General features: G+C 55.3%; 16 protein-coding genes. 14 read left to right on the forward strand and 2 right to left on the reverse strand.

Going from position 1 to position 21,387, the window contains the following annotated elements; genetic code table 11:
* Positions 1 to 9 precede the first annotated feature (9 nt).
* The 3 genes from FPZ49_RS01255 to FPZ49_RS01265 all read left to right on the forward strand — a co-directional run bounded on the left by FPZ49_RS01255 (position 10) and on the right by FPZ49_RS01265 (position 4,020).
* Complete coding sequence (locus tag FPZ49_RS01255; RefSeq protein WP_144842524.1) at positions 10 to 960, forward strand: cation diffusion facilitator family transporter; 951 nt, start codon at positions 10 to 12, stop codon at positions 958 to 960.
* A 23-nt stretch (positions 961 to 983) separates the two neighbouring features.
* Positions 984 to 3,434, forward strand: coding sequence for a single-stranded-DNA-specific exonuclease RecJ (gene recJ, locus FPZ49_RS01260; protein WP_144842525.1), 2,451 nt, complete (start codon positions 984 to 986; stop codon positions 3,432 to 3,434).
* 73 nt (positions 3,435 to 3,507) lie between these two features.
* Positions 3,508 to 4,020 (forward strand): adenine phosphoribosyltransferase, encoded by a 513-nt coding sequence (locus FPZ49_RS01265; RefSeq protein ID WP_144842526.1) that lies wholly within the window; start codon positions 3,508 to 3,510, stop codon positions 4,018 to 4,020.
* A gap of 62 nt (positions 4,021 to 4,082) precedes the next feature.
* On the opposite strand, the gene FPZ49_RS01270 is transcribed toward FPZ49_RS01265, so the two are convergent.
* Together FPZ49_RS01270 and FPZ49_RS35275 are read right to left on the reverse strand one after the other, a co-directional pair.
* Positions 4,083 to 4,745, reverse strand: coding sequence for a DUF2642 domain-containing protein (locus FPZ49_RS01270; protein WP_144842527.1), 663 nt, complete (start codon positions 4,743 to 4,745; stop codon positions 4,083 to 4,085).
* A gap of 162 nt (positions 4,746 to 4,907) precedes the next feature.
* Positions 4,908 to 5,543 carry a hypothetical protein gene (locus tag FPZ49_RS35275; protein WP_186445539.1) on the reverse strand — a complete coding sequence of 212 codons (636 nt, stop codon included), beginning with the start codon at positions 5,541 to 5,543 and terminating at the stop codon, positions 4,908 to 4,910.
* Positions 5,544 to 6,056: 513 nt separating this feature from the next.
* Between FPZ49_RS35275 and FPZ49_RS01280 the strand changes: the two genes are divergently transcribed.
* The 11 genes from FPZ49_RS01280 to FPZ49_RS01325 all read left to right on the forward strand — a co-directional run bounded on the left by FPZ49_RS01280 (position 6,057) and on the right by FPZ49_RS01325 (position 21,378).
* Positions 6,057 to 7,124, forward strand: coding sequence for a CotH kinase family protein (locus FPZ49_RS01280; protein WP_144842528.1), 1,068 nt, complete (start codon positions 6,057 to 6,059; stop codon positions 7,122 to 7,124).
* A 183-nt stretch (positions 7,125 to 7,307) separates the two neighbouring features.
* On the forward strand, positions 7,308 to 9,500 hold the full coding sequence (locus tag FPZ49_RS01285; protein WP_144842529.1) for a RelA/SpoT family protein: 2,193 nt from the start codon (positions 7,308 to 7,310) through the stop codon (positions 9,498 to 9,500).
* Between the two features lie 27 nt (positions 9,501 to 9,527).
* Positions 9,528 to 9,977, forward strand: coding sequence for a D-aminoacyl-tRNA deacylase (gene dtd / locus FPZ49_RS01290; RefSeq protein ID WP_144842530.1), 450 nt, complete (start codon positions 9,528 to 9,530; stop codon positions 9,975 to 9,977).
* Positions 9,978 to 10,068: 91 nt separating this feature from the next.
* Entirely contained in the window at positions 10,069 to 10,245 is a 177-nt protein-coding gene (locus FPZ49_RS35280) for a hypothetical protein (RefSeq protein WP_222429846.1), read from the forward strand.
* 153 nt (positions 10,246 to 10,398) lie between these two features.
* Complete coding sequence (locus FPZ49_RS01295) at positions 10,399 to 11,940, forward strand: coproporphyrinogen III oxidase (protein ID WP_144842531.1); 1,542 nt, start codon at positions 10,399 to 10,401, stop codon at positions 11,938 to 11,940.
* A gap of 133 nt (positions 11,941 to 12,073) precedes the next feature.
* Positions 12,074 to 14,068, forward strand: a complete 1,995-nt coding sequence (locus FPZ49_RS01300) for an FAD-dependent oxidoreductase (RefSeq protein WP_144842532.1) — start codon at positions 12,074 to 12,076, stop codon at positions 14,066 to 14,068.
* A gap of 418 nt (positions 14,069 to 14,486) precedes the next feature.
* Positions 14,487 to 15,755 (forward strand): histidine--tRNA ligase, encoded by a 1,269-nt coding sequence (gene hisS / locus FPZ49_RS01305; protein WP_144842533.1) that lies wholly within the window; start codon positions 14,487 to 14,489, stop codon positions 15,753 to 15,755.
* Between the two features lie 40 nt (positions 15,756 to 15,795).
* A complete protein-coding gene (gene aspS, locus FPZ49_RS01310; protein WP_144842534.1) occupies positions 15,796 to 17,574 on the forward strand; it encodes an aspartate--tRNA ligase in 1,779 nt (592 codons plus the stop codon).
* Positions 17,575 to 17,611: 37 nt separating this feature from the next.
* Positions 17,612 to 18,361, forward strand: coding sequence for a tRNA threonylcarbamoyladenosine dehydratase (locus FPZ49_RS01315; RefSeq protein ID WP_144842535.1), 750 nt, complete (start codon positions 17,612 to 17,614; stop codon positions 18,359 to 18,361).
* Positions 18,362 to 18,488: 127 nt separating this feature from the next.
* Positions 18,489 to 19,811, forward strand: a complete 1,323-nt coding sequence (locus FPZ49_RS01320) for a replication-associated recombination protein A (protein WP_144842634.1) — start codon at positions 18,489 to 18,491, stop codon at positions 19,809 to 19,811.
* A 211-nt stretch (positions 19,812 to 20,022) separates the two neighbouring features.
* Positions 20,023 to 21,378, forward strand: a complete 1,356-nt coding sequence (locus tag FPZ49_RS01325) for a hemolysin family protein (RefSeq protein WP_261381191.1) — start codon at positions 20,023 to 20,025, stop codon at positions 21,376 to 21,378.
* The last annotated feature ends 9 nt before the right edge of the window (positions 21,379 to 21,387 follow it).

Consider the following 21,387-nt stretch of genomic DNA (forward strand, 5'->3'; position numbering starts at 1 on the left):
AGTGGCCTCATGGCTGAGGATCGTTTCAAGAAAGCGGAGTTTGGCGCATGGATCGGCATCGTCGGCAATATCGCCTTGGCGCTTATGAAGGGACTCATTGGCTACGCCTCAAGCAGTAAAGCCTTAATGGCGGATGCCTTGCATTCGGCTTCGGATGTGGCGGGATCGGTTGCCGTGCTCATCGGCATTCGGGCTTCGAAGCTGCCTCCGGACACGGACCATCCCTACGGTCACGGGAAAGCGGAACCGATCGCGTCCATCGTCGTGTCGGTGCTGCTGCTGGTGGTAGGCATCGAGATCGGCGTGTCCTCGGTCAAAGCGATCCATCACGGTGTCGATGCGCCGCCGGGGAAAATTGCATTTATCGCTATTTTTATCTCGATCATTGTGAAAGAAGCTATGTTCCGGTACAAGTACCGCTTGGGGAGAAAGCTATCGAGCCAAGCCTTGATTGCCAATGCATGGGAGCATCGCTCCGACGTGTACTCATCGATTGCGGCTTTTGTAGGCGTTGGCGGCGCTATGCTCGGTAATTACCTGGGAAATACTTACCTTTACTATCTTGACCCGATCGCGGGCTTGTTCGTTTCAGTGCTGGTGCTGAAGATGGGATACCGCTTGGTGATGGAATCGATTCATAGCACGATGGATCATGTGCTGCACGAAGAGGATGCTGCAGAGCTGCTGGAGACGGTTCAGCGTATCAAAGGTGTGATTGCGGTCGACGACCTGCGCGCGAGAGAGCATGGGCACTATGTCATTGTGGATATCAAAATCAGTGTCAATCCGAAGATCAGTGTGCAAGAGGGGCATGACATCGCCAAGATTGTCAAACAGACGTTGATGAAACGGTTCATTCATGTATCCGATGTCTTCATCCACGTGAACCCTTATGATCCCGGATATCCTTATAAACACGGCGAGACGGAAGCGGACGATTATCCGACGCTGCTGCACTAATATGATTGGGTGGGTGTTACGGCATGCTTCAGGCGAAATCAAGATGGAACATAGGCGAGGCCGATGCTAAGCAGGCGGCGGATTTGGCAGAAGCGCTGGGTCTGACGCCTATGCTGGCCAAAATGCTTGTGATCCGGGGAATCACAGACATCGAGCATGCCGAGAAGTTTTTACACGGGGGAACGGATCAAATCCATGATCCGTTCCTTTTAGATGGAATGGCGGCTTCCGTCGAGCGGATCCGCAAGGCAGTGGATGCGGGTGAGCGCATCCGGATTTACGGCGACTATGACGCGGACGGGGTCAGCAGCACCACGCTGATGGTACGGCTGCTGCGGCAGCTGGACTGCACGTTCGATTACTATATCCCGCATCGGGTTCATGAGGGGTATGGATTGAATTGCCCAGCTCTGGATGCGGCACATGCGCAGGGCGTCACGCTCCTGATTACGGTGGACACCGGGATCAGTGCGATCAAGGAAATTGAGTATGCACAATCGCTTGGCATGGACGTCATTGTCACGGATCACCATGAGCCGCCTGAGGTGCTGCCGGAGGCTTACGCCATCATCAATCCGAAGAAGCCGGGCTGTCCTTATCCATTCAAGCCGCTGGCAGGCGTAGGTGTGGCCTTGAAGCTTGCACAGGCGCTGCTGGGCCGCTGGCCGGAGGAACTGCTGGAGATCGCGGCGATCGGCACGGTGGCGGATCTAATGCCCCTTACCGGCGAGAATCGGATGATCGTTAAGATGGGCTTGGTACAGATGCGCGACACGAGCAATCTGGGCATCAAGGCACTGCTCGGCGTGGCGGGCATCGCGGTGCGGGAAGTGAACTCGACGCACATCGGCTTTGCGCTGGCGCCACGCATTAATGCCAGCGGGAGACTGCTGAGCGCTGATACGGCGGTCAAGCTGCTGACGACGCAGCATGAGCAGGAAGCCGAGCAGATGGCCTTTGAGCTGGATCAATTGAACAAAGAACGGCAAAAAATCGTCGATGAAATGACAAAGCAAGCTATCGCGATGATGGAGGAGCAGCAGCGGGAAGGCGGACTGCCAAAGACCATCGTACTCGCTCACGAGGATTGGAACGTAGGGGTTATCGGGATCGTGGCCTCCAAGCTGGTCGATCGGTTTTACCGGCCGACGATCATTTTGGGCATCGATAAAGAAACGGGCATGGCCAAAGGCTCGGCGCGATCGATCGCCGGCTTTGACATGTATCGGGCGCTGACCCATTGCCACGATCTCATGGATCATTTCGGCGGTCATCCGATGGCCGCCGGGATGACGCTGGAGCGGCAGCACTTACCGGAGCTTGGGCGCAGGCTGGCGGCGCTGGCCGAGGAGTGGCTGGCGCCGGATGACTTTGTACCGCTGCTGCAAGCGGATATGATGTGCGAGTTCGAGGATGTGGCGCTGGAAACCATCCGCCAGCTCGAGCTGCTTGGCCCGTTCGGCATGGGCAACCCTTCGCCGAGGTTCGTATTAAACGGGCTGAAGCTCAAAGAGATGCGCACGATGGGAAAAGAGCAGCAGCACTTGAAGCTGTCCCTTCGTTCGGCCGCAAGTGAAACCGCCGCATCGGTCGATGCTGTGGGCTTTAGCAAAGGCCAGCTGTCCGAATGGATCTCTCCATCGGCGTCGGTGGATGTGCTCGGCGAGTTCAGCATCAACGAATGGAACGGCGTCCGGCGGCCACAGATCATGATCCAGGATTTGCGCGTCCCGGATGTACAGCTCTTTGATTGGCGCGGAACGCCGAAGCCGGAGAAGAAGCTGGCGGAGCTGTGCCAGCGCCTGGAACGCCGAGCTTATGGCACCGACGGGACGATACCGCCTGCGGTCGTACTGTTCTCGGCGGCCTTGCCGTCCGCGCTTCGAAGCACAACGAATGCTGCCGTCTGGCATGTGGATTTGCTTGGAGAGCTGCATCCACTGAACAAGCTGGCAGCGGCGAACCGGTACAGTGAAGCACAGGACATCGTGCTCTATGCGCTTCCGGAGCGGCTGGATCAGCTGGATGCGGCTGCTGCGCAGGCCGAGTCCGTGCAGCGCTTCTATGCCGCCTTCGGTGGAACGGAAGAAGAGAAGCAGGCTTCCGTGATGCCGAGCCGGGAGATGTTCAAGACCGTATACGGTGCCGTAAGCGTGCTCCAAGGCGGTGGAAGTCAGTCGGGATTCCTGTCCATGCTGGCGAAACGCTCGAGCTTATCTCCAGGCTTAGTCCGGTTTATATTGGACGTCTTCACCGAGATCGGGCTCATGGAGCCGGCGGGTGAGGCGTACCGGCTCGTTCCGGCATCGAGCAAAAAGGATCTGTCGGGCTCGCTGCTCTACCAAGCCCGGATGAAGCGGCCGGAAGTCGAGCAGGAGCTGGTGTATACATCGGCGAGAGAGCTGCTGCTGCGGCTGGCGAGGGCGCAAAATGACGGGCTGCAGGACCTGTTTATGAATTCTAGCGGGGCATAAGACGCATGAATCGGCTGAATGGTCATAAGATCGAGCATGCGCTGAAATACTATGAAATGTTGGAGGGAACCCAATGAATTATAAAGATTATATCCGAGTGATTGAAGATTTTCCGCAGCCGGGCATCAGCTTCAAGGACATTACGACCCTGCTGAATAACGGTCCGGTCTATCAGGCCGTGATCAATGAACTGGCGCAAAGCTTGAAAGGCCGCGAGATTGATGCCATTGCCGGCCCGGAAGCCCGAGGCTTCGTTATTGGCGCGCCGCTGGCAGTCGCTTTGGGCATAGGCTTCGTGCCGATTCGCAAAAGCGGCAAGCTGCCGGGTGCGACCATCGAAGCGGATTATGCGCTGGAGTATGGCAAGGATAAGCTGGCCATGCATGACGACGCCATCAAGCCTGGTCAGAAGGTACTGATTGCGGACGATCTGCTGGCGACCGGCGGCACCATTGCGACTTCGATCAATCTGGTGAAGCAGCTGGGCGGTAAAGTCGTCGGCGCAGCGTTCCTCATTGAGCTGATGGACTTGAACGGCCGCGACAAGCTGAACGGCATCGACGTAATTTCGCTGGTGAAATACTAAGAAAGTACAAAGAAGGGCGTCCCAGGCGGGGCGCCCTTCTTTGTACTGCCGCTTTCGTTGAATTAAGGGAAGTGAACCGTTTTTACATGATCGATATGCATAAAAGCGGATTCGCCGGACGCGGTCACAATTTCGATAATGGGCGAGTCTGCTGTTTTCAGTAATCCGATTTTGCCCGAGCTCTCTCCCAAATTCAGGACGGCGAATTGACCTTCAAATTTCTTCAGCTGCTGGTCGATGTTTCGGGCGAGGGCGATCGGCTTCGGATTCAATGGAAAAGCGCTTGGACTCATCGCATAAGGGGTGGCATTAAGCTCATATGGAATTAAACATTTCAAATGGCGCATCGATACCAATACAGAGTGAAACACCGGAGAATGGAAGACAAAGAAGTCATTCATGATGCTCGTGATATATCCATGAATGGATTGGTTCCCCGTAATGAACAGCTCGGTAAACATCCCTTTTGCGTTCATCAGCACCTTGCGATATGACAAATCCGGAGTCGGTTCCCAGTTGATTTCGGCTGCGTTCACGATTTCGTCCACTTTTTTGGTAGGCGAAAGCTGTTGGAGATGCAAAAGCGGTACATAAATGAACTGGGTGTCCATATGAAGCACCAAAATATCGTTGCCGATATCGATCAAGGTGCCTCGCAGGACGTCTTTTTTTCCCGAGACGGCAATTTCAACGGATTGATTAATGAATGAACGCATGGCTTTCATACACGTGCCTCCTTTCAAGTCAATAGCTGGCTGCATTGAGAGCGCTTCCTAAGCCTTGGATGAAGCACCTCATTAAAAAAAGAACCGTCATCTATAGGACGGTTAGAAACAGAATCAGGCGAGCGCCTCTGCACTCGGGCCCGCCTCGATTCTGAACGGAAATTATCGGTTTTTGCTGCTGCTGCGTTTTTTGTTGTTGCTGCGTCCGCCACCGGTACGACGTCCGCCGGTTCCGCGAGAGTTGCCGCGGGAACCGTTAGAGCCGCCCGAACGGCTGCCGCTGGAGTTTTTGTTGCCGCTCTTGTTGTTGCCACTCTTGTTGTTGCCACCGCTCTTGCTGTTGTTATTGCCGCTCTTGTTGTTGCCGCCGCTTTTGTTTGAAGTGATGACGTTCACGCTTTTAATATGGAAGAGAGGAACACGAACGATAACGTTGTCAACGACAATCAGGACGAAATCGGAAGTGACATCGGAGATGACGCCAGCCAATTTTTCCGGACCGCCGCGGTTGATTTGAACATATTCGTGGCGAAGTGCTTTCAGGACAGCGTTGAAGTTAGCAGCCATCACATAGGAGCCGTCACCGGAGTATGCGTTTTCGCTGCTTCCTCCTGTGTTAGCCGAGATGCTTTTCACATGAGTGTTGTTCACATAAATAATGCCGTTGGAAGAACCAAGCGCCAAATAGTCAGATTGAATACCAAGCAAATTGCCTTCAAAGGAATCGGGACCGCCACGGTTGATTTTTACCTCTGAACCTACCAAACCATACAATTGATTTCCACCGCTGTTTGCCATGGTGAGTTTACCCCTTTCATGTGGTCAAAATGGTGTGAGTTGCATTTAAAGCAGTACTGCAAGGACACGCGTTTGATTGTAAGGCTCCATTCAGTCGGCACCTCTATTTCATCGGCACCAACCTCCTTTCATTTGTCAGTGGTGTTGATTTGTAATATATCTATATGTATCAGTTAAGGAATGGTATGGTCTGGAAACTATATCTCTTCTAAATTCCACGGATATCTTGTAGGACAAAATAGAACCTTTCGCGGATCTTATGGGGGGAAAGAGTGCTTTGCTCCCAAGGCGTTATCCCGGTTGGTCATGCCTGAGTGAAGGGCTCTAGCGAGGCTCTAACTATCGCTATCCGCAGGCGGTAGAATAAGAGGGCGATTAGAAGAACGCTTCTACAGGAAACAGTGATACACGCCGTGCCCGATAGGGCAGCCGTAGCATACGGTAAAGTACACAGAAAGCCTATCTTATACGAGATAGGTTTTTTGCTTTTCTATACGAAAGGCGGAAAAGCTCATGGCTGCGGAAGTGCTGGAAAGATCGATCTCGATCCATAATGAGCAGCTTCGAATGCTGCAGCAGGATGTTTGGAGCGAACGTTACGTTCCAGCGGTGATGACCGTGAACGGACGGAAATACGATATTCAGCTGCGGTATCGCGGAGGTCATACGAGGGAATACCCCAAACGCTCTTATGAGGTCATTCGTGGAGGAAGAACGTATCATTATAACGCAGAGTTTGACGATCCTTCGCTGATACGCAATGCGCTATCGTTTCGGTTTTTCGAGTGGCTCAAGGTCCCGGCCCCAAAGACCAAGCATTGTCTGCTGTATTTAAACGGGCGAAACTTAGGCGTATATCTGGAGCTGGAGGGGGTGGACCGTACCTTTTTTCGACGACGGGGCATCCGGATGCAAGCCCTCTTTTATGGAGTCAACGATAATGCCAATTTCAGTTTGCTGGCTCCGGAATCGAACCAGCCTAAAGCCTCTTTGATGGCTGGGTATCAGCATATGGTGGGGACGGCGGACGACCGGCGGAAGCTGGTCCGATTCATTCGCCGGCTGAATACAGGGTCGTCCAAGGACCGCATGCTGGCTCTTTACTTGCGCAGACGACTCGACATCGACAATTATCTCCGCTGGCTGGCTGGCGCCGTATTTACCGGCAATTATGACGGATTTGAACAAAATTATGCCCTCTACCGCCACAGACCATCGCAAAAATATCGGATTATCCCTTGGGATTACGAAGGCACTTGGGGCCGGAACTGCTTTGGCAAGCCGTGCGGCAGCGATCTGGTCAGCGTCAAGGGATATAATGAATTAACGCGACGCCTGCTGCGCAGTCCGGCGGTCATGGAGCAGTATAAGGAGCTGCTGGAGACGACCTTGGAAAATCACTTTACCGTGCGCAAAATCATTCCTGTCGCAGAGGCCCTGCACAGCGCCATCAGACCGCATGTGGCCCGCGATACGGAGCGAAAATGGTCGTTTTCCACCTTTGACGACGAGGTGGACTTTATTGAGCAGTATGTGAAAGAGAGGCGGCGTCTCATTGCCGATGCCATCCGCAGGCTGTGATCTCAGGAGCTGGCTGGCCGATTCAGTTATTCAAAGTACCTCCTAGGACAGCCTTGATGCGATAATGCTACGGGGCTGTCTTCGTTTTGCGCAAAATATGTCGGATTGTACCGCAATTCTTGACGGAAAGCCTAGTTCAAGGGCATAATGGATTAAAATCGATTTAAGGGAATGGATGGACGGATGGGAATAGAGCAGCTTCTTGAGAAGGCATCCACTTATTTGAAGGAAAGCGATCTGAATAGAATCCGGGAAGCCTACGAATTTGCCGACAAGGCCCATTACGGGCAAGTGCGCAAATCGGGAGAGCCGTATATTTTGCATCCGCTCGCCGTGGCAGAGATTTTGGTGGGCATGCAGATGGACACCATCTCCATCATTGCGGCGCTGCTTCATGACGTGGTAGAGGATACGACGGTATCGCTGGACACCGTGCATGAGAAATTCGGTCCTACCTGTGCGATGATTGTGGACGGTCTGACCAAGCTCGAGAAGATCAAATTTAAAAGCAAGGAAGAGCAGCAGAACGAAAACTACCGGAAAATGTTCGTGGCCATGGCCCAGGACATCCGCGTCATCCTGATCAAGCTGGCGGACCGGCTGCATAACATGCGCACGCTGAAGCACCAGTCCGAGGAAGCGCAGCGGCGGATTGCGGATGAGACGCTGGAAATTTTTTGTCCCATCGCGCACCGGCTCGGGATCTCGGCGATCAAATGGGAGATGGAAGACATCGCCCTGCGCTATTTGAACCCGCAGCAGTATTACCGGATCGTCAATTTGATGCAGAAGAAGCGCACGGAGCGCGAGCAGTACATCAATGACGTCATCCATACGGTCAATGAAAAGCTGCATGAGATGGGCATTGACGGCGATATTTCCGGGCGTCCTAAGCACATTTACAGCATTTATAAGAAGATGACGGCACGGGCCAAGCAATTCAATGAGATTTATGACCTGCTGGCGCTGCGGATCATCGTGGACAATATTAAGGATTGCTATGCTACTCTTGGGATCATTCACACCCTGTGGAAGCCGATGCCGGGGCGGTTCAAGGATTATATCGCCATGCCGAAGCCGAACATGTACCAGTCGCTGCATACGACGGTCATCGGACCGAAGGGCGAGCCGCTGGAGGTGCAGATCCGCACCTTCGACATGCACCGCACCTCCGAGTTCGGGGTGGCCGCGCACTGGGCCTACAAGGAAGGCACCTCAATGCCGACCGGGGGGTACGAGGATAAGATGCAGTTCATCCGTGAAATTCTCGAGCTCCAGAATGAAGCGGAGGACGCGTCGGAGTTTGTGGAATCGCTCAAGATGGACTTTTTCTCCGACTTGGTCTTCGTCTTTACGCCAAAAGGCGAAGTCATCGAGCTGCCGGCCGGCTCGGTGCCGCTGGATTTTGCCTACCGGATTCATACGGAGGTCGGGAACCGGACGATTGGCGCCAAGCTGAACGGGCGGATCGTGCCGCTCGACTATAAGCTGAAGACCGGCGATATCATTGAGATTTTGACCTCGAAGCATTCGTATGGCCCGAGCCAGGATTGGGTCAAAATCGCTCAATCGTCGCACGCGCGGTCGAAGATTCGCCAGTGGTTCAAGAAGGAGCGCCGCGAGGAAAACGAGCTCAAAGGCCGCGAAGCGATCGAGCGCGAGCTGAAGCGCCTGGGCTATGATCCGACGGCGCTGATGAAGGATGACGAGATGCTGGAGGTTGCGCATAAGTTCAACTTCCACGAGGTCGAGGATATGCTGTCGGCTGTCGGCTTCGGAGGCATTACCGCAGCGCAGATCTGTACCCGTCTGACGGAGAAGGTGCGCAAAGAGGCGGAGGAGGCCCAGCAGCAGGCGCTGCAGCTGACCTCCGAGGTCCGCGAAGTGAAAGCGCCTGACAAGGAGCGCAGGGGCCGCCCGACGAACGGCGTTCGCGTCAAAGGCGTAGACAATCTGCTCGTCCGCTTTGCGCGCTGCTGTAACCCGGTGCCGGGCGACGAGATCATCGGGTACATTACCCGTGGCCGCGGCGTTTCCGTCCATCGCTCGGATTGCACGAACATCCCGGCGCCCGAATGCGAAGATGAAGGCAACCGGGTCATCGAAGTGAACTGGGCGGACGACGTGGAGGCCAGCTACAATGTGGAGATTGAGATTACCGGCCATGACCGGCTGGGCTTGCTCAACGAGGTATTGAAGGCGGTCTCCGAGAGCAAAACCATTATTTCCGCCGTCTCCGGACGCTCGGACAAAAATAAAATGGCGATGATCCACATGACGATTTTGATCCGTAATATCGATCATCTGCATGCCGTCGTGGAAAAAATCAAGCGGGTCAAAGATGTATACTCCGTACAGCGGATTATGCAAACGTAAGACTGCTAGATATATAAGGAGCTTCAGATGAGAGTAGTGCTTCAGCGCAGCAAAGCTGCACAGGTCACAGTAGAAGGGGAGATCGTCGGACAGATCGAGCATGGACTCGTGCTGCTGGTCGGCATCTCCCATGAGGATACAGAGCAGGATGCGCGTTATGTAGCGGACAAGGTGGCGGGGCTGCGCATATTTGAAGATGCGGAGGGGAAGATGAATCACTCCGTCCTGGAGACAGGCGGTCAGATTCTTTCCATCTCGCAGTTCACGCTGTACGGCGACGTGCGCAAAGGCAAGCGGCCAAACTTTATGGCAGCAGCCAGACCGGAGCGTGCAGAGCCGCTGTACGACCGGTTTAACGGGATGCTTCGCGAGCACGGACTGAAGGTCGAGACCGGACGGTTCGGCGCGATGATGGATGTGCAGCTAGTGAATGACGGACCGGTGACGCTGATCGTAGAGAGCAAGCAGCAAGGCTAAGCGCGTGGTGCGATGGCTGCGGCTGCGAGGATAAGGCTGACTTCTTTTGGGAAAAATGGAGATATCAACGCTGAAGGAGCGATTGCTGCCCATGTATCGACCCCCAAAAGACCAAATCAGCTCCATGCCGGAGCTGCAGTTTAGCTCCGGTGGTATGCCAGAAGCGATGGCGATGATGTCGGAGAATGGAATAGGCACCGAATTTAGCGCCGCTTATTCGTCAGTGAGCGAACAGTTCAAGCGGACGCCGCGCAAGCCTAACCGTTAGAAGCCTCCGGCCGGGATGAACCAGGAATAGACCGTGTTTCGTTTTCGAAGACGAAGGCGGTCTATTTGCTTTCATGAGGGATGCAAATATGCTACACTATTGCTAGTTTTGGGTTTAGAGCGCTTTACAGCAGGGTTGGAGGTTGAGAATCACATGAAAATTCAATTCGAGCGAATGGGCTTCAGCAGCCAGGCGACGGAGATGTTTCATATATGCAAGCTATTTTTTGAAGAGGTAGAGGCTGTGTACGAGCCCGTAGAGGATGCACAGCTGCTTATGCGGGTTCAGGTGGAGGCCGACGAGAAGCGGCGCTTGATTCTAGCCAACGTGCGGATGACCGAGCATGCGACTGGAGCGGTGTTCGAGAGCTCGCATCAGCGGGCGATGGATACCCGGGACGAGTCGCAAAAGCGCGCAGTCAAGCGTGCCGTCGGCTTTTGCTTGCTGCAGGTGCTGAGCGAGTACACCGGCATTGAGCAGGCTTGGGGCACGCTGACCGGCGTCCGCCCGACGAAGCTGATGCACAATCTGATGATGAAGCACAGCAGCATCGAGGACTGCAAGCAGGTGCTCCGCGACGAGCATCTGGTGACCGAGCCAAAGGTTCAGCTGCTGGCCGAGATCGCAGAGCGCCAGCTCCGGGTGATTCCCGATTTATTCAGGCTGGACCGTGAGGTCAGCATTTATATCGGGATTCCTTTTTGCCCGACCAAATGCGCCTATTGCACATTCCCAGCATATGACATCCGCGGTAACAACGGGTCGGTTGAAGCGTTCCTGGAAGGGCTTCATTACGAGATTCGCGAGATGGGCCGCTGGATGCGTGAAGCCGGCGTGACGATTACGACGATTTACTGGGGCGGTGGGACGCCGACGAGTATTTCCGCGGAGCAAATGGATGCGCTGTTCGTCACAATGCATGAGGCGTTCCCGGCGATGGACAAGGTGCGGGAGCTGACGGTGGAAGCCGGGCGTCCGGATACGATCACCGTGGACAAAATCAACGTGATGAAAAAGTGGAATGTCGACCGCATCAGCATCAATCCGCAGAGCTTCACCCAGGCGACGCTGGACACGATCGGGCGCCACCATACGGTGACGGAGACGCTGGACAAGTTCCAGCTGGCCAGAGAGATGGGCCTCAACAACATTAACATGGACCTCATCATCGGCCTGCCGAATGAAGGGATGAAGGAGCTGCAGCTGACGCTCGATCAGACGGCGAAGCTGATGCCGGAGTCGCTCACGGTGCACACGCTGTCATTCAAGCGCGCCTCTCGGATGACCAAGAACAAAGATGACTACGAAGTGGCGGAGCGGGATGAGATCACGGAGATGATCCGTACGACTGCAGAATGGACAGAGCAGCAAGGCTACGTGCCTTACTACATGTATCGCCAAAAGAACATTCTCGGCAACCAGGAGAACGTCGGCTACTCGCTCGAAGGCTACGAAAGCCTCTACAACATCTTGATGATGGAGGAGCGGCAGACGATTATCGGGCTTGGCTGCGGTGCGGTCAGCAAGGTGCTGTTTCCGAAGATGGAGCATGAGGACGGGTACGAGCAGCGTATCGAGCGCTTTCCGAATCCGAAGGAGCCGTCGGTATACAACCAGGCGTACAAGGAGTATATCGTGAAAAAAATCCGCTTGCTGGACGAAGCCTACGGCGCCGTAAGCACGGGGCAAGCTTAGGCGGACGGGGGACCGATCTGCTATGTTAAGCAGCACGTCTGCCACTTGCTCAAGACTAGCTGCCTTTGGTTAGTTGCTTCGAACGCAGCTATTTCTTATGACTTATTTATAACTTTTACGTTAGAGGTGCAAAATGTCGGCAAATTCAAGTTCTCCCCGTGGTCGCAATACCAAGGGGATTATCCTTCTTGCTGTAGTCGTCCTGCTGGTGGCGGCTGGGGCGGGAGTGTACTGGTGGAAACCGTGGAGTAAAACCGGCAAGGAAGGCGTGGTCGGGAAGCCGCAGCCGCTGGCGCAGGTCAAGACCGTCAAAGCGCCGAAGGACAGCTACGACGTCATTGTCGTGGGCACGGATCCCGAAGGCGTGGCTGCTGCCGTTTCCGCGGCCAAGAACGGACTGAGCACACTGCTGCTCGACGGGCGCAATCGGGAGATTTTAGGCGGACTCATGACGCTCGGCTGGCTCAACAGCTTGGATAATAACTATGAGCCAGATCGGGGAACGCTCCACAAGCGGGAAATTCTCAACAAGGGGATTTTCAGCGAATGGTACAGCAAGGTCGAAGGCGACTCGTTTGATGTGGCGACGGCGGCCAACGTGTTTAACGACTTGGTTGCGAAGCAGAAAAACATCGACGTCCTGCTCAAGGCTAAGACGATGGAGCCGGTGCTCAGCAAATCCGGAGACCAGTCGACCATAACCGGGATGAAAATCACCCAAGCGGACGGAACCGTGAAAACGGTGCAGGCGGGTGCGGTAATCGATGCGACGCAGGATGCGGATATTGCGGCGGCGTCCGGCGTGCCGTTCACGTTCGGCCGGGAAGACCTCGGCGATAAAAAGTCGAAGATGGCGGTGACACTCGTTTTTCGCTTGAAAAACATTACGCCGGACGTTTGGAAGCAGATGCAAAAGCGGATGGAAACGGACAACGACGACGGCACTGGCGCAAACGAGATGAGCGTTTGGGGCTATAAGGATATGAAGGACTACCCGCCGATCAACAAGGATCGCGTAGCGATGCGCGGACTGAACATCGGCCGACAAAACAACAACACGATGCTGATCAATGCGCTGCAAATTTTCGGCATCGATGGGACGGACCCGAAATCCCGTGACGAAGCGTTTGAGCTCGGCAAGAAAGAGCTGCCGCACATCGTCGAGTACATGAAAAAGAAGTATCCCGAGTTTGCCGGGATTGAGCTCGATGCTACCGCGCCGGAGCTGTACGTCCGGGAAACCCGCCACATTCAAGGCGAATACCGGCTTAGCATTCTCGACGTGATGGAAAATCGCGACCAATGGGATCGCATCGCCTTTGGCGCTTACCCGATCGACATTCAGCGCCTGTCTCCGGCGGATACTGGAGCTGTAGTAGGCCAGCCGCTTCAATACGCGGTTCCTTATCGCAGCATCGTCCCGAAGAAAGTGGACGGACTGCTCGTCGTCGGCCGCGCCGCCAGCTTTGATACGCTGCCGCATGGCTCTGCTCGTGTAGTCCCTGTAGGGATGGCGACAGGGGAAGCAGCCGGCGCTTCGGTGAAGCTTGCGAAGGAGCAGCACCTGACATTTCGTCAGCTGTCCGCTTCAAAGGATGCGATTGCCACGCTTCAGGATACGCTGAACAAGCAGGGCATGGAGCTCAAACCATTTGATTTGAAAACGATGGGGCTGCCGGATGCGAACCGGGCGTATAAAGGCTGGAAAACCTTTATGGAGCATAAGTCCTTCAAAGGCCTCGAAACTGCGTTGACCCTGGGACTCGCTACAGGAGCCTATACGAACGACTTCGCGCTTGATGCCAAGTCGAACGGGCAGCGGATGATCAACCAGCTGGAGGGCATGCGCAAGTTCAGGCCGGAAGTGCTGGTCGGCAGTCCGGCCGCAGCCGTCGCGAAAGGGACCGATCCGAAGGCGCTGCCGGTCACGCTCGACCTGGCTGCACAGATGATCGCGCAGCTGCTCAAGGTGGATGCGAAGCCGGGAAGCGCAGCGGAAACGCTGTTAAACAAGGGCATTTTGACGCAGGAATCGATCGCCACGATCGCGGACAAGCAGGAGCTGACCAACGGGGACACGTACATGCTGATCCGGGATGTTTATAATGCGGAAAAAGCGGCAAAATAGTAGAAGGCCCAACTGTCGGTTTTTGCTTGACTTTGGAAAATTTCGCGTATAAAATAATGGATAATCCAAACCAACATATGATCCGTTGATGGGACAAAGTACTTCGAACCTTGCATAAACAGAGAGGGAAGCCACAGGCTGCAAGCTTCCTTATGTGAATCGGACGAACAGACCTCCCGGAGGACGGACGGCGAACCTTGCGAATCCAAGCAGTAGCCGCTCTGCGCAGGCGGGCGATATCCGCAGTTGAAGTGTAAGTGAGCCTTCCGGCGTTCGGCTGGATCGTTCATTTAAATCGTGGGTGGTACCGCGGGAGACTTAGAAATAAGCGATCTCTCGTCCCTGAATGCCGTGAGCAGCAGGGGCGGGAGTTTTTTATTTTTTTACCAGGATACCGTAGAAAGGAGCTTGACCATAGATGAGTATTCAAAAGCCCAAAGGAACCCAGGATTTGCTTCCGGGTGAAGTGGAGAAGTGGCAATACGTGGAGGCCAAAGCCAGAGAGCTGTGCGAGCGGTTTAACTACCGGGAAATTCGGACGCCGATGTTTGAGCACACGGAATTGTTCCAGCGCGGGGTAGGAGAGACCACGGATATCGTGGAGAAGGAAATGTACACGTTCATGGATAAGGGCGACCGCAGCATCTCCCTTCGTCCGGAGGGCACCGCCGGTGTCGTCAGAGCGTACGTCGAGAACAAGCTGTACGGCGAGCCGGATGTCAGCAAGCTGTATTATACCGGCCCCATGTTCCGGTATGAGCAGCCGCAGGCGGGACGCTACCGCCAGTTTCACCAATTCGGCATCGAGGCTTTTGGGTCCGTAGATCCGAGCATCGATGCGGAGGTCATCGCTCTGGGCTACACGTTCTATAAGGAGCTGGGCCTCAAAGAAGTGACGGTAGAGCTGAACTCGGTCGGCAACCCGGCCGTTCGCGCCGCTTACCGGGAGCACATTCAAAAGTTCTTCGCCCCGGTGAAGGATAAGCTTTGCAAGGACTGCCAATCGCGCTACGACCGCAATCCGATGCGGATTCTCGACTGCAAGATTGACCAGAAATATTGCGAGGGCGCGCCGACCATCGTCGAGCACCTGGATGAGGAATGCAGCACGCATTTCCAAGCGGTGCAGGACTACTTGACCGCGATGGATATTCCGTTCCGTCTGAACCCGCGTCTGGTTCGCGGACTAGATTACTACACGCACACCGCGTTCGAATACAAGGCCGGCGGCATCGGCGCCATTGATACGATCGGCGGCGGGGGCCGGTATAACGGCCTCGTTGGCCAGATCGCCGGCGGCGGCAACGATCAGCCGGGCGTCGGGTTCGGGCTCGGGATGGAGCGGATCTTACTGGTGCTGCAAGCGCAAGGGGTCGACATCCCGGGTGTCAAACCACTGGACGTGTACTTAGTCGGACTAGGCGAAGCTGCCGAGCGGGAAACCGTCAAGCTGCTGCAAGGCCTGCGCCTGGCCGGGCTGAGGGCTGAGAGGGACTATCTCGGCCGCAAGATCAAGGCGAAGATGAAATCCGCCGACCGCTACAACGCGGCCTATGTTGCCATCCTTGGCGACGACGAGCTCGCCAGCGGCGAGATCACCGTCAAAGCCATGGCGACGGGCGAGCAGGAAACCGTTCGTCTGGACGCTTTTACCGAATCGATGCAAAGCCGAATCCGGCATGTATAAATTTTTCCATTCTTAACCACACTTGGAGGTAGAAATCGACATGTTGCTAAAAACGCATCACTGCGGAACTTTAACGAAAGCAAATGTAGGGGAAACTGTCATCTTGAACGGCTGGGTACAGCGTCGCCGGGACTTCGGCGGCATTCTGTTCGTCGATCTGCGCGACCGCAGCGGTCTGGTACAAATCGTATTCAATCCGGAGGTGTCGAGCGAGGCACTGGAGATTGCTGATCGTGCCCGTAATGAGTACGTTCTGGCCGTACGCGGTAAAGTGATCGAACGGTCGGAGGAGACAATCAACCCGAACCTGCCGACAGGTGAGATCGAAGTAACGATTACCGAGATCGAAATTATGAATGCGGCGAAAAACCCGCCGTTCTTCATCGAAGACGGCATCGAGATCGACGAGTCGCTTCGTCTGAAATACCGTTACCTCGACCTGCGCCGTCCGGAAATGCAGCGTACGCTTATGCTCCGTTCCAAAGCAGCTAAGGTATTCCGCGATTACCTCGACGACAACGGCTTTATCGAAGTAGAAACGCCGATCTTGACTAAGAGCACGCCGGAAGGCGCACGCGATTATCTCGTGCCAAGCCGTGTGCACCCGGGCGAATTTTTCGCACTGCCGCAGTCGCCGCAAATTTTCAAGCAGCTGTTGATGGTAGGCGGCATGGAGCGCTACTACCAAATCGCTCGCTGCTTCCGCGACGAGGACTTGCGTGCCGACCGTCAGCCGGAGTTCACGCAAGTGGACATCGAGACCTCCTTCCTGTCGCAGGATCAATTGCTCGACCTGATGGAGAAGCTGGTCGTTCGTTTATTCAAGGAAACTGCGAATACGGACATTCCAACTCCGTTCCAGCGGATCAGTTATGCCGATGCGATGGGCAAGTACGGCTCCGACAAGCCGGATCTTCGCTTCGGGCTGGAGCTTAAGGATGTTTCCGACCTGGTAGCGAACTCGGGCGTGCAAGTGTTTGCGAACGTGGTCAAAAACGGCGGTCAAGTTAAAGCGCTCAACGCGAAAGGTTGCGCGGCTTGGAGCCGGAAAGAAATCGACGACCTCGGCGTTTTCGCTGCCCGCTATGGCGCTAAAGGTCTGGCTTGGATTGTATACAAAGATGGCGAGCTGAAAGGTCCGATCGTGAAGTTCTTCAGCGAGCAGGAGCTAGAAGCAGTTAAAGCCCGCCTCGAAGCCGAAGAGGGAGACCTTTTGCTCTTCTCCGCGGACAACAAGAAGGTCGTCGCCGATGTACTCGGCAACCTGCGTCTGAAGGTTGGCCGTCAGCTGGGTCTGATCGACGACAGCCAATTCAAATTCGCATGGGTCGTAGACTTCCCGCTGCTCAGCTACGACGCAGAAGAGAAGCGCTATGTGGCGGAGCACCATCCGTTCACACGTCCGAAGGAAGAAGACGTACACTTCTTCGACACCGATCCGGGACAAATTCGCGCGCAAGCGTATGACCTTGTGCTCAATGGCTACGAAGTCGGCGGCGGCTCGATGCGGATTTACCAGCGTGATGTGCAGGAGAAAATGTTCGGCGCCCTCGGTTTCTCCAAGGAAGAGGCGAATGAGAAATTCGGCTTCCTGCTGGAAGCCTTCGAATACGGCACACCGCCGCATGGCGGGATTGCGTTCGGCTTTGACCGTTTGGTCATGCTGATTACTGGACGCACCAACCTGCGTGAAACGATTGCGTTCCCGAAAACGGCCAGCGCTACCGATCTGTTGACCGACGCACCGGGAGCCGTGGACAGCAAGCAGCTGGAGCAGCTTTCGATTCGTCTCGCACTCAAGCAGCCGTCCTCGAAATAACGCAACAGATATCCCAAAGGAGTGTGGGTTAACCCCTATGCTGCACCAGTTTTCGCGAACGGAGCTGGCTATCGGACCGGAAGGTCTCGAGGTCATGAAAAATAGTACGGTAGCGGTGCTCGGCATCGGCGGCGTCGGTTCGATCGCTGCCGAGGCGCTGGCCCGTACCGGGGTGGGGCGCGTGGTGATGATCGACAAGGACGTGGTCGACATCACCAACGTCAATCGCCAAATTCACGCGCTGACGACGACGGTTGGCCAGCCGAAGGCTGAGCTGATGCGGGACCGCATCAAGCAGATCAACCCGGAGTGCGACGCCGTCGCGCTGCGCATGTTCTACACCGAAGAAACGTATGAGCAGCTGTTCGAGTACCAGCTCGATTATGTGCTCGACGCTTCCGACACGATCAGCTACAAGATCCATTTGATCAAGCAGTGCCTCCAGCGCAAAGTCCCGATGATTTCGTGCATGGGCGCAGCGAATAAAATGGATCCAACCCGCTTCCAGGTGGCGGACATCTCCAAGACATCGGTCGACCCGATGGCCCGAGTCATCCGCCATAAGCTGCGCAAGGAAGGGATCAAGAAAGGCGTGAAGGTCGTGTTCTCGACCGAGGAGCCGATGAAGCCGCGCGGGGATGTAACCGAGCGCATCGTGCCCGAGAACGCACCGGAAATCCGCAAGGCGCAGCAGCCACCGGCGAGCAATGCGTTCGTTCCACCGGTCGCCGGACTGATCATGGTCAGCGTAGCGGTCAGAGACCTGTTGGCAAAGCACGGACTCTAAGCTAAGTCAAGCTAAGTTATGTGAGATTCATAAAAGCACCGCTTGAAGCAGAAATGCGACAAGCGGTGCTTTTGTGCCTTATAATAGAATTACACATTCAAACACTTGCGATAAAGGTTGTGTTGGCATGGATTTGTTCACTATGGCGGCCGAGCAGAGCCCGAGCGGCAAGCTGCTGGCGGATCGGATGCGTCCGGTCACGCTGGAAGAATATATAGGTCAAGAGCATATCGTAGGCCCGGGCAAGCTGCTGCGCCGCGCGATCGAGGCGGATCAGGTGTCCTCCATCCTGCTGTACGGTCCACCGGGGACCGGGAAGACGACGCTCGCGAATATTATCTCGCACCGCACCTCCGGCGTGTTCGTCAAGCTGAACGCGGTGGACGCCAGCGTCAAGGACGTGCGCGAGGTCATCGATCAAGCGAAGCAGAACCGCGCGCTCTACGGCAAAAAAACGATCCTGTTCCTCGACGAGGTGCATCGCTTCAACACGTCGCGTCAGGATGCGCTGCTGCCGGCCGTGGAGCAGGGCATGATCATATTCATCGGTGCGACGACCGAAAATCCGTTCCATCACGTCAACGGGGCGCTGCTGTCGCGCTCCACACTGTTTCAGCTGCAGCCGCTGACGCACGAGCATTCGCTGATCGCCATGCGGCGGGCCTTGGCCGATCATGACCGCGGGCTCGGCTTCATGCCGATCGAAGCCGGCGAGGACGCACTCGCGCATCTGTCGAAGATGGCCGGCGGCGACATCCGCCGGGCTCTCAATGCGCTGGAGCTGGCCGCGCTCACGACGCCGCCGGAGGCGGACGGCACGGTGCGCATCACAGTGGAGGTTGCAGAGGAGTCGATCCGCCGCCCGACGGTGAAGGCCGATGAGTCGACGCAGTACGACGTGCTGTCGGCGTTTCACAAGAGCCTGCGCGGCTCCAGCGATGCGGCGCTGTTCTGGTTTCTGCATGCGGTGGAGCGGCTCGGGATGGATCCGATGACGTTCCTGCGGCGGCTGATCGTCATGTGCAGCGAGGACATCGGCCTTGCGAACCCGCAGGCGATGGTGCAGGCCGTCTCGGCCATGGATGCGTATCACAAGATCGGCTGGCCCGAGTCAAAGTATGTCATCGCGCAGGCCATCCTATTTGCCGTAGAAAGCCCCAAATCCGACGCCATTCCCCAGGCCATCGCCAAAGCGATGATGAGCATGGAGCGCCTTCGGACGGTGGAGGTGCCGCTGCATCTGCGGGACGCCCATTACAAGGGCGCCGAAAAGCTTGGGCATACAGGCTACCTGTATCCGCATAATTATCCTGGGCACTATGTGGAACAGCAATATTTGCCCGATCCGATCCGGCATGAGCACATTTATATGGCCACGGAGCAGGGCATGGAAGACAAGATTAGGCAAAATCAGGAGAAACGCCGTTCCCAGGGAAAGGGACGTCGCTAGCTATCGTTACCCCGCACACGATTCCGAAGCTGGAAGCGAGTGACGGGGTTTTTGCCGTGGGAGAAATTATTCAAGCATAATTGAACAGGGGTGCCGATTATAATTTTAATAATCGCTCCAAATTCCACGAAACCCGTCGAACCGACAAGCGAACGCTTAAGTTAAGGGAGGTGCGCCTCCTCACCTGGAACCGGGTGGGCAGGCAAAGGAATTGAGTGATGGTTCGATCCCGTTAGGTTGGAACATATTGCTGGTCCTCGCGTTGGTCTTCTTGAACGGATTTTTCGTAGCGGCGGAGTTTGCGATGGTGAAGGTGCGAAGCAGCCGGATCGACACGCTGATTCTGAAGGGCAGCCGCAGCGCCGGGTTTGCCAAAAGCATCGTAACGAACTTGGATGCCTATTTATCCGCCTGTCAGTTGGGTATCACACTATCCTCACTGGGACTCGGGTGGATCGGCGAGCCGGTGGTGGCTGCGGTTCTGGAGCCTGTGCTGCGTCCGTTTCAATTGCCGGAGCCTGTGATTGAGACCCTCTCGTTTTTCGTCGCCTTTACGTTTATAACGATTCTTCATATCACCCTAGGGGAGCAGTTCCCCAAAACGTACGCCATCCGCAAATCCGAGCAGGTCACTTTGCTTTCCTCCGTGCCGCTGATTGGCTTTTATAAGCTCATGTACCCGTTCATTTGGTTTCTAAATGGGGCTTCCAATGCCTTGCTGCGCCTGGCCGGAATCGAGCCGACAGCAGAGACGCGCCTAGCGCATACAGAGGAGGAAATCCGCGGCTTGATGAAGGAAAGCAACCAAAGCGGCCTGATCGACAATACGGAGCTGACGCTGGTGGACAATATTTTTGAGTTTACGGAGACGCATGCCCGCGAAATTATGATTCCCCGGACGGAAATGGTATGCCTGTACCTTCACCGCACGTATGAGGAGAACAAGTCAATTGCGATCCATGAGATGCACACGCGGTACCCGGTTTGCAATCCGGACAAGGACAACATTGTCGGGTTTGTGCATATTAAAGATTTACTGACCACAGAGGAAGCCACCAAAAGCCTGCAGGAAATTATTCGCCCGATTACGAAGGTGCCGGAGTCCATGCAGATCAGCGCGCTGCTGAAATTGATGCAGAAGCAGAAGACGCAGCTGGCCCTGCTGATTGACGAATACGGAGGCACCTCGGGGCTCGTGACATTTGAGGATATCATTGAGGAGATTGTCGGCGAAATCCAAGACGAGTTTGACGAAGAGCGGGCTCAGATTGAGAAAAATGACGCAGACTGCTACTCCATTGACGGGAGGATGTTAATTGAGGAAGTGAACAGCTATTTCGGGTTAAGTATAGCATCAGACGATTATGATACGATCGGAGGCTGGATTTATTCGCAAGTGGAAATGCCGCCCAAGCCGGGCCAAAAAATCGATCTAAACGCCGCATTTGAATTCGTGATTGAGGAGACCGACCAGCTGCGCATTACCCGTGTGCTCGTGAAAAAGCGGGCTTCCCGCAGCAGCGTAAGCGGCACGGACACCGACTCAGCGAAGGTGGAGGGACCTTGAGTATCCTTA

The sequence above is a fragment of the Paenibacillus cremeus genome (assembly GCF_007786445.1).
In the GTDB taxonomy this organism is placed as follows: domain Bacteria; phylum Bacillota; class Bacilli; order Paenibacillales; family NBRC-103111; genus Paenibacillus_G; species Paenibacillus_G cremeus.

Coding starts and splice junctions, on each gene's coding strand:
- aspS (WP_144842534.1), top strand. CDS start 15,796: ATGTTGCTAAAAACGCATCACTGCGGAACTTTAACGAAAGCAAATGTA.
- FPZ49_RS35275 (WP_186445539.1), bottom strand. CDS start 5,543: ATGGCAAACAGCGGTGGAAATCAATTGTATGGTTTGGTAGGTTCAGAG.
- FPZ49_RS01295 (WP_144842531.1), top strand. CDS start 10,399: ATGAAAATTCAATTCGAGCGAATGGGCTTCAGCAGCCAGGCGACGGAG.
- FPZ49_RS01255 (WP_144842524.1), top strand. CDS start 10: ATGGCTGAGGATCGTTTCAAGAAAGCGGAGTTTGGCGCATGGATCGGC.
- FPZ49_RS01300 (WP_144842532.1), top strand. CDS start 12,074: ATGTCGGCAAATTCAAGTTCTCCCCGTGGTCGCAATACCAAGGGGATT.
- FPZ49_RS01315 (WP_144842535.1), top strand. CDS start 17,612: ATGCTGCACCAGTTTTCGCGAACGGAGCTGGCTATCGGACCGGAAGGT.
- FPZ49_RS01285 (WP_144842529.1), top strand. CDS start 7,308: ATGGGAATAGAGCAGCTTCTTGAGAAGGCATCCACTTATTTGAAGGAA.
- dtd (WP_144842530.1), top strand. CDS start 9,528: ATGAGAGTAGTGCTTCAGCGCAGCAAAGCTGCACAGGTCACAGTAGAA.
- FPZ49_RS01265 (WP_144842526.1), top strand. CDS start 3,508: ATGAATTATAAAGATTATATCCGAGTGATTGAAGATTTTCCGCAGCCG.
- FPZ49_RS01280 (WP_144842528.1), top strand. CDS start 6,057: ATGGCTGCGGAAGTGCTGGAAAGATCGATCTCGATCCATAATGAGCAG.
- FPZ49_RS35280 (WP_222429846.1), top strand. CDS start 10,069: ATGTATCGACCCCCAAAAGACCAAATCAGCTCCATGCCGGAGCTGCAG.
- FPZ49_RS01270 (WP_144842527.1), bottom strand. CDS start 4,745: ATGAAAGCCATGCGTTCATTCATTAATCAATCCGTTGAAATTGCCGTC.
- recJ (WP_144842525.1), top strand. CDS start 984: ATGCTTCAGGCGAAATCAAGATGGAACATAGGCGAGGCCGATGCTAAG.
- FPZ49_RS01320 (WP_144842634.1), top strand. CDS start 18,489: ATGGATTTGTTCACTATGGCGGCCGAGCAGAGCCCGAGCGGCAAGCTG.
- hisS (WP_144842533.1), top strand. CDS start 14,487: ATGAGTATTCAAAAGCCCAAAGGAACCCAGGATTTGCTTCCGGGTGAA.